Consider the following 5,601-nt stretch of genomic DNA (forward strand, 5'->3'; position numbering starts at 1 on the left):
TGATCGCCTCGATGTCGCCCACGAAGCCGATGTCGATGAACTGGCCGGGGTTCTCGCGGTCCGGCATCTTCAGCTTGCGGGCGCGGATCAGGCCGCCGTCCTTGCCGGTCAGGCCGACTGCCTGGCCGCCGTACTGGTTGATCAGCATGACGATGTCCTGCTGGACTTCGCCACCGAGCACCCATTCGACCACTTCCATGGTCTGTTCGTCGGTCACGCGCATGCCCTGGATGAAGGTGCCCGTCTTGCCGACCTTCTTCAGCGCTTCGTCGATCTGCGGGCCGCCGCCGTGCACCACCACCGGATTCATGCCGACCAGCTTGAGCAGGATCACATCGCGCGCGAAGCCGTGCTTGAGCTTTTCTTCCGTCATGGCGTTGCCACCGTACTTGATGACGATGGTCTTGCCGTGGAACTTGCGAATGTAAGGCAGCGCCTGCGCGAGAATCTCAGCCTTCAGCGCCGGCGCGATGTGCGCGAGTTCGGGGGCGAGGCCAGCAGGGTCGGGGGCAGCAGCAGAAGCGGTCATGACGGTGACATCCGGTTTGGGCGGGTATGATGGAACGCCGAATGTCGCCTGCAACACATAAAAACGAAGCAGCCCATTTTCGGCAGGCGCGATTTTACAAGAAAAGGCGCTACGGTCTGGCGGCGCACCTTGCGTGCCTGCCGCACCGTTGCAGGCAAAGAACACATGGCCATCACACCCGACCAGCTCGAGGCGCTACGCCCGCACCTGCAGCGCTTTGCACAGCTCCAGTTGCGGGATACGGCACTCGCCGAGGACGTGGTGGCCGACACCCTTCTCGCCGTGCTCGAACATCCCGAGCGCTTTGCCGGCAACGCGTCGCTCAAGACGTACGTGATCGGCATCCTGAAGCACAAGATCGTCGATGCGATCCGCTCCGGTCGGCGCGAAGTGCGCGTCTCGCTGCTTGCCGGAAGCGAGTCGGACGAAGCCGGCATGCGCTCCGACGAAGCCGTCTTCGACACCCTGTTCGCCGCCGACGGCCATTACGTGAGCCCGCCGTCGGACTGGGGCAACCCCGACGCGGCGTTGTCGCGCCGCGAATTCTTCGACGTGCTGCAGATGTGCGTCGATCGCCTGCCCCCGCGCGTGGGCCGCGTCTTCATGATGCGCGAATGGCTGGAGCTCGAAACGGACGAGATCTGTCAGGAATTGCAGATCACGGCGACCAATGCCTGGGCACTGCTCTATCGTGCCCGCATGCGCCTGCGCGAGTGCCTGGACCTGCACTGGTTCGGCCATCAACCGAGCCAGGCCTGACCAAGGACCACCATGCCGAACCGTTGGGGAATGCTGACCTGCAAAGAGGCGCACCGTGCGCTGGTGAGCCGGATGGACCGCGAGCTATCCACCGGCGAGCGGCTGCGGCTGCGCGTGCACCTGATGGCGTGCGACGCATGCACGCGGTTCTCGCAGCAGATGGGGCTGCTGCGCGAGGCCATGCATCGCCTCGGCCAGGACGATGACGGAGCCGCGCGCTGATGACGCCCAACACGGCCTGCGCGATCTGCGGTGCGGAGCTGCGCTGCGGCGCCATCGGCGATGGCACGCGGCCCGACGCGACGTGCTGGTGCATGCACGAGGAAAAGCTGCCCGCCGCCGCGCAGCGGCTCGGTCAGGGCTGCCGATGCCAGCGCTGCCTGCGCGAAGCCATCGCCCAGACGCGCGCAGCGGCCGATTTGCGCTGATTCACGCGTCCTTGCTGTCTTCGTCCAGCGTGCGCAGTGCGCGGCGGACATCGGCCCGGCCACGCTGACGTTCGGCGTGGCCGCTGGCGGTGTGGGCGCCGGCCTTGCGGCCGCGTGCGAGCGGCACCAGGACATTGCGCGGGCGCGCCGTGCCGGCCCGCGTGGAAGGTTCGATGCGAAAGGTCAGTTTCTGGCGAGTGCCAAGCGTCTTGTTGGCCATGGACTCCATTCCCTGCGATCTGCAAGGCCCGCAGCGCCGATCCGCCGGCGGCCCTCAATGTTGATGTTCGCCGCCGTGATCGTGGTGCTTGGCGGGCATGTTGCCTGCGGTGAGGTCGCGCACCTTGGCATCCACCTTCTGCTCGACGATGCGCTTGTCTGCGAGTTCGATCCTGAGCGTGAGCGGCACGGTGGTGTCCTTGACCAGCGGTTGCTTCACGTCCATGAGCATCACGTGATACCCCCCCGGCTTGAGCTGCACGGCCTGGCCCTTGGGCAAGTCCAGCGAGGGCAGCGCGCGCATGCGCATCACGTTGCCTTCCATCTTCATTTCGTGGATTTCAGCCGTGGCGGCCACGGGCGTCGAGACGCCGACCACCTTGGCCCCCTCCGCCGACTGCAGCGTCATGAAAGCGCCGCTGGACGTCTGGCCCGGCACCGTGCCGCGCACCCACGGGTCCTGCACGGTCACCTGCGCAAGCGCTGCCGTACCGGCAAGCAGGCCGGCGGCCAGCACCGCCACACGGGCAGAACAACGGATCGATCGGGACGTCATCATGAAAGCTCCTGTCGAGACTAACGTGCTGCGCATTAAAGCACAGCGCCTCTGCCGTGATAGGTTGCATGCACAATTGTGCGGCCGATTGACGCATCGTCGTCCTGAGAACCGCCGGGTGCGCACGTTTACACTTATTCGCCATGCTTTCCACCCTCTCGCTCGCCGCCCCGCTGATCGACGCGTCCAGTCTACGCCGCCTGTTCTGGCTGCGATGGAGCCTGCTGGGCACGCAACTGATCCTGATGCTGCTCGCGCCGATGGTCTTCGGCGTGCAGCTGCCGGTGGTGCCGCTGCTGAGCGTGATGGGCCTGCACGCGCTGTTCAACGTGCTGACCGGCTGGCGCGTGCGGCGCAACCCGCCCGTGCAGCACATCGAGATCACCGTGCAGCTGCTGGTGGACCTGAGCGCGCTGTCTGCGCTGCTGTACTTCACGGGTGGGGCGACCAACCCGTTCGTCTCGTTCTATCTGCCGGCGCTGGCCATTGCCGCGGCCATGCTGCCGATTGCCCACGTGGTCGGCCTGACGCTCTATGCACTGGCGGCCTACAGCATGATGCTTGGCAACTACATCCCGCTGAAGCTCGCCAACCAGGCCGATGGGGTGGCGTATCACCTCGCTGGGATGTGGATCGATTTCGTGGCGAGCTGCGCCATGATCGCGGGCTTCACGGCCCGCCTGTCCGCGGCGCTGCGCGAGCGCGACGCGCAGTTGACCGAGGCGCGCGAGCGGCTGCTGCGGGAGCAGCGCATCGAAGCACTGATGGCGCAAGGCGCCAGCGTGGCGCACGAGATGGGCACGCCGCTGTCCACGGTAGCCGTCATCACGGGCGAGCTGCAGCACGATGCGAAGCAGCCGAACTCGCCGCTGGCACCCTACCGCGAAGACCTGCGCGCCATCGAGCAGCAGCTCGAACTGTGCCGCGCCGCCCTCGCCCGGCTGCAGCGCAAGGCCAACGACGGCGCGCCGGAACCGCTTGGCCAGTGGCTGCCCGAGTTCACCCAGACGTGGCAACTGCGCCATCCCGATATCCGTCTTCACACCGAGACCTCGCCGGCGGCGCAGGCGGTGGAACTCGACCCGGTGAACGTGGGCCAGATCCTCACCATCCTGCTCGACAATGCGGCGCGCAGCCAGCAGCAGGCCGGCCGCGACCAGGTGCCGCTGCTGCTCACCGCCAGGATCGACGCCACGCCCGATGTCTTGCGCGATGCGCCGCGGCAGATCGTGCTGTCGATCGTCGATACGGGGCTGGGACTGCCCGAAGACCTGCGCACATCGCTGGGCCGTACGCCGGTGCCGAGCCGGCACGGCGGTCATGGCATCGGCCTGTACCTGGCCTCCACCACGGCGCGACGGCTGGGCGGCACCGTGGTGCTGCGCCCGAACCCGCCGCAGGGCGCGATCGCCGAACTGCGGCTGCCGATCGGTGGTCCGAAAGAACACGCAACGGCGCACATCATCGGTGCGCCGACCCTCTTCACATAACGCGACCGTTCCACGCGGCCCGGAGAACGCCATGCAGCAACCCGCCCCCTTCCTCATCCTCGACGATGACGACGTCTTCGCGCAGACACTCGCGCGCGCCCTCACGCGCCGCGGCTTTGCACCGCAGATCGCCCACACGGGCGGCGAAGCGCTGGCGCTGGCGCGCCAGACGCGCTTCGCCTATGTCACCGTCGACCTGCATCTGGCCGCCAGCGACAAGGGCCTGATGCCGCATGGCGGCACCGATTCCGGCCTGCACTGGATCGCCCCGCTGCGCCAGGCGCTGCCCGACGCGCGCATGCTGATCCTGACCGGCTACGCGAGCATCGCGACCGCCGTGCAGGCCGTGAAACTGGGTGCCGATGACTATCTCGCCAAGCCGGCGAACGTGGATTCGATCCTGCTGGCCTTGCAGGTAGGGGTGTCCGAAGCGGTCGCGGAGCAAACGATGGAAAACCCCACACCGCTGTCGGTTGCACGGCTGGAGTGGGAGCACATCCAGCGCGTGCTGGCCGAGCACAACGGCAACATCTCGGCCACCGCGCGCGCACTCAACATGCACCGCCGCACACTGCAGCGCAAGCTGGGCAAGCGCCCGGTGGCCAAGTAGCCGCCGTCGCCGACCGCTCACCAGGTCGTGTCGCGCTCCCACGCCTTGAGTTCGTCTTCGGCGCGCTCCTTGGTGTAGCCGTAGCGCTCCTGGATCTTGCCGGCAAGCTGGTCGCGCTTGCCGCGGATCACGGTCAGGTCATCGTCGGTCAGCTGGCCCCATTTCTCCTTGACCTTGCCCTTGACCTGATCCCATTTACCTTCGACTTGGTCCCAGTTCATCACGTCCTCCGTTTCGGTTGAGACAAGACAGGGGCGGCCTGCGGGCCGCCCGATTGAAAACCGTCGTGCGGCCCAGGCTTACTTCTTGTACTTGGCCGCCACGTCGTTCTGGCACTTCGACTTGGCATCGCCGGACATCGCATCGCAGCGTTCCTTGGCGGCCTTGTAGTTGGCGTCGTTGGTGTCCTTGACGGCATCGCGGCGCGCTTCGCTCACGTCCTTGGCGTTGCCCGTGGCCTTGGCGTGGCTCACCTCTTCGCCGCTCTTGGCGCGCGTGTAGGCTGCCTTGGCGTCCTTCACGCAGGTGTCCTTGTCGTTGCCCTTGAGCGCATCGCACTTCGTCTTGGCGACGTCGTAGTCGGCCTCGGCCTTTTCCTTGGCAGCGTGGTCGCGAGCCGCTTCGGTGCCGTCGCGTTCAGCCTTGGCGTTGGCTTTGGCGACGTTGTAATCGCCCTTGGCCTGCGCGCGGCAGACATCGCGGTCGTTGCCCTTCATCGCGTCGCATTTGTCCTTGGCGGCCTTATAGTTGGCGTCGGCCTGCTTGACGGCGTTGTCGTAGGCCGTGCGTTTGGCATCGTTCGGCGCGGATGCCGTCGCGGGCCCGGTAGGCGCCGGCGTGACCTGAGCATGGGCAATGCCCAACGGAGCGCAGGCAAGCACGCAGCACAGGGCCAGGCGTTGGATCGGTTTCATACGCTTTTCTCCTTGTCGTGGTGTTGGGATCGCGCACGCAAAGTGCGCGGCGCGCATTGTCCTAGCGGCAACATCCATTCAGCAGATAACGGGCCC

The 5,601-nt window shown here is 66.6% G+C and carries 10 protein-coding genes; 5 read left to right on the forward strand and 5 right to left on the reverse strand.

Annotated features, from left to right (window positions below):
* A partial coding sequence (argB, locus tag A6M56_RS17380; RefSeq protein ID WP_286758257.1) for an acetylglutamate kinase occupies positions 1-529 on the reverse strand: 529 nt, incomplete at its 3' end.
* Between the two features lie 165 nt (positions 530-694).
* Here argB and A6M56_RS17385 point away from each other — a divergent pair.
* From A6M56_RS17385 to A6M56_RS17395, 3 genes are read left to right on the forward strand one after another with little or no spacing between them, the layout of a single operon-like run.
* Positions 695-1,288 carry a sigma-70 family RNA polymerase sigma factor gene (locus tag A6M56_RS17385; protein ID WP_063392444.1) on the forward strand — a complete coding sequence of 198 codons (594 nt, stop codon included), beginning with the start codon at positions 695-697 and terminating at the stop codon, positions 1,286-1,288.
* A gap of 30 nt (positions 1,289-1,318) precedes the next feature.
* The gene (locus tag A6M56_RS17390) at positions 1,319-1,510 is read left to right on the forward strand and encodes a zf-HC2 domain-containing protein (protein WP_257984082.1); all 192 of its coding nucleotides are present in this window, start codon (positions 1,319-1,321) and stop codon (positions 1,508-1,510) included.
* Entirely contained in the window at positions 1,510-1,716 is a 207-nt protein-coding gene (locus tag A6M56_RS17395; protein ID WP_045785448.1) for a cysteine-rich CWC family protein, read from the forward strand. The genes A6M56_RS17390 and A6M56_RS17395 overlap by 1 nt, the downstream gene beginning before the upstream one ends.
* A 1-nt stretch (position 1,717) precedes the next feature.
* Here the strand turns inward: A6M56_RS17395 and A6M56_RS17400 are convergent, their stop codons facing one another.
* Positions 1,718-1,936, reverse strand: coding sequence for a hypothetical protein (locus A6M56_RS17400; protein ID WP_045787722.1), 219 nt, complete (start codon positions 1,934-1,936; stop codon positions 1,718-1,720).
* Positions 1,937-1,990: 54 nt separating this feature from the next.
* The gene (locus A6M56_RS17405; RefSeq protein ID WP_045787721.1) at positions 1,991-2,491 is read right to left on the reverse strand and encodes a copper chaperone PCu(A)C; all 501 of its coding nucleotides are present in this window, start codon (positions 2,489-2,491) and stop codon (positions 1,991-1,993) included.
* 143 nt (positions 2,492-2,634) lie between these two features.
* On the opposite strand from A6M56_RS17405, the gene A6M56_RS17410 reads away from it, so the two are divergent.
* Together A6M56_RS17410 and A6M56_RS17415 are read left to right on the forward strand one after the other, a co-directional pair.
* Complete coding sequence (locus A6M56_RS17410) at positions 2,635-3,981, forward strand: ATP-binding protein (RefSeq protein WP_045785447.1); 1,347 nt, start codon at positions 2,635-2,637, stop codon at positions 3,979-3,981.
* Between the two features lie 31 nt (positions 3,982-4,012).
* Positions 4,013-4,591, forward strand: coding sequence for a response regulator transcription factor (locus A6M56_RS17415; RefSeq protein WP_045785446.1), 579 nt, complete (start codon positions 4,013-4,015; stop codon positions 4,589-4,591).
* A 17-nt stretch (positions 4,592-4,608) separates the two neighbouring features.
* Here A6M56_RS17415 and A6M56_RS17420 read toward each other — a convergent pair whose 3' ends face one another.
* Positions 4,609-4,812, reverse strand: a complete 204-nt coding sequence (locus tag A6M56_RS17420; protein WP_045785445.1) for a CsbD family protein — start codon at positions 4,810-4,812, stop codon at positions 4,609-4,611.
* Positions 4,813-4,890: 78 nt separating this feature from the next.
* Positions 4,891-5,505, reverse strand: coding sequence for an HlyD family secretion protein (locus A6M56_RS17425; protein ID WP_045785444.1), 615 nt, complete (start codon positions 5,503-5,505; stop codon positions 4,891-4,893).
* Positions 5,506-5,601: the final 96 nt, after the last annotated feature.

Source organism: Ralstonia sp. RL, assembly GCF_001683835.1.
Taxonomy (GTDB): Bacteria; Pseudomonadota; Gammaproteobacteria; order Burkholderiales; family Burkholderiaceae; genus Ralstonia; species Ralstonia mannitolilytica.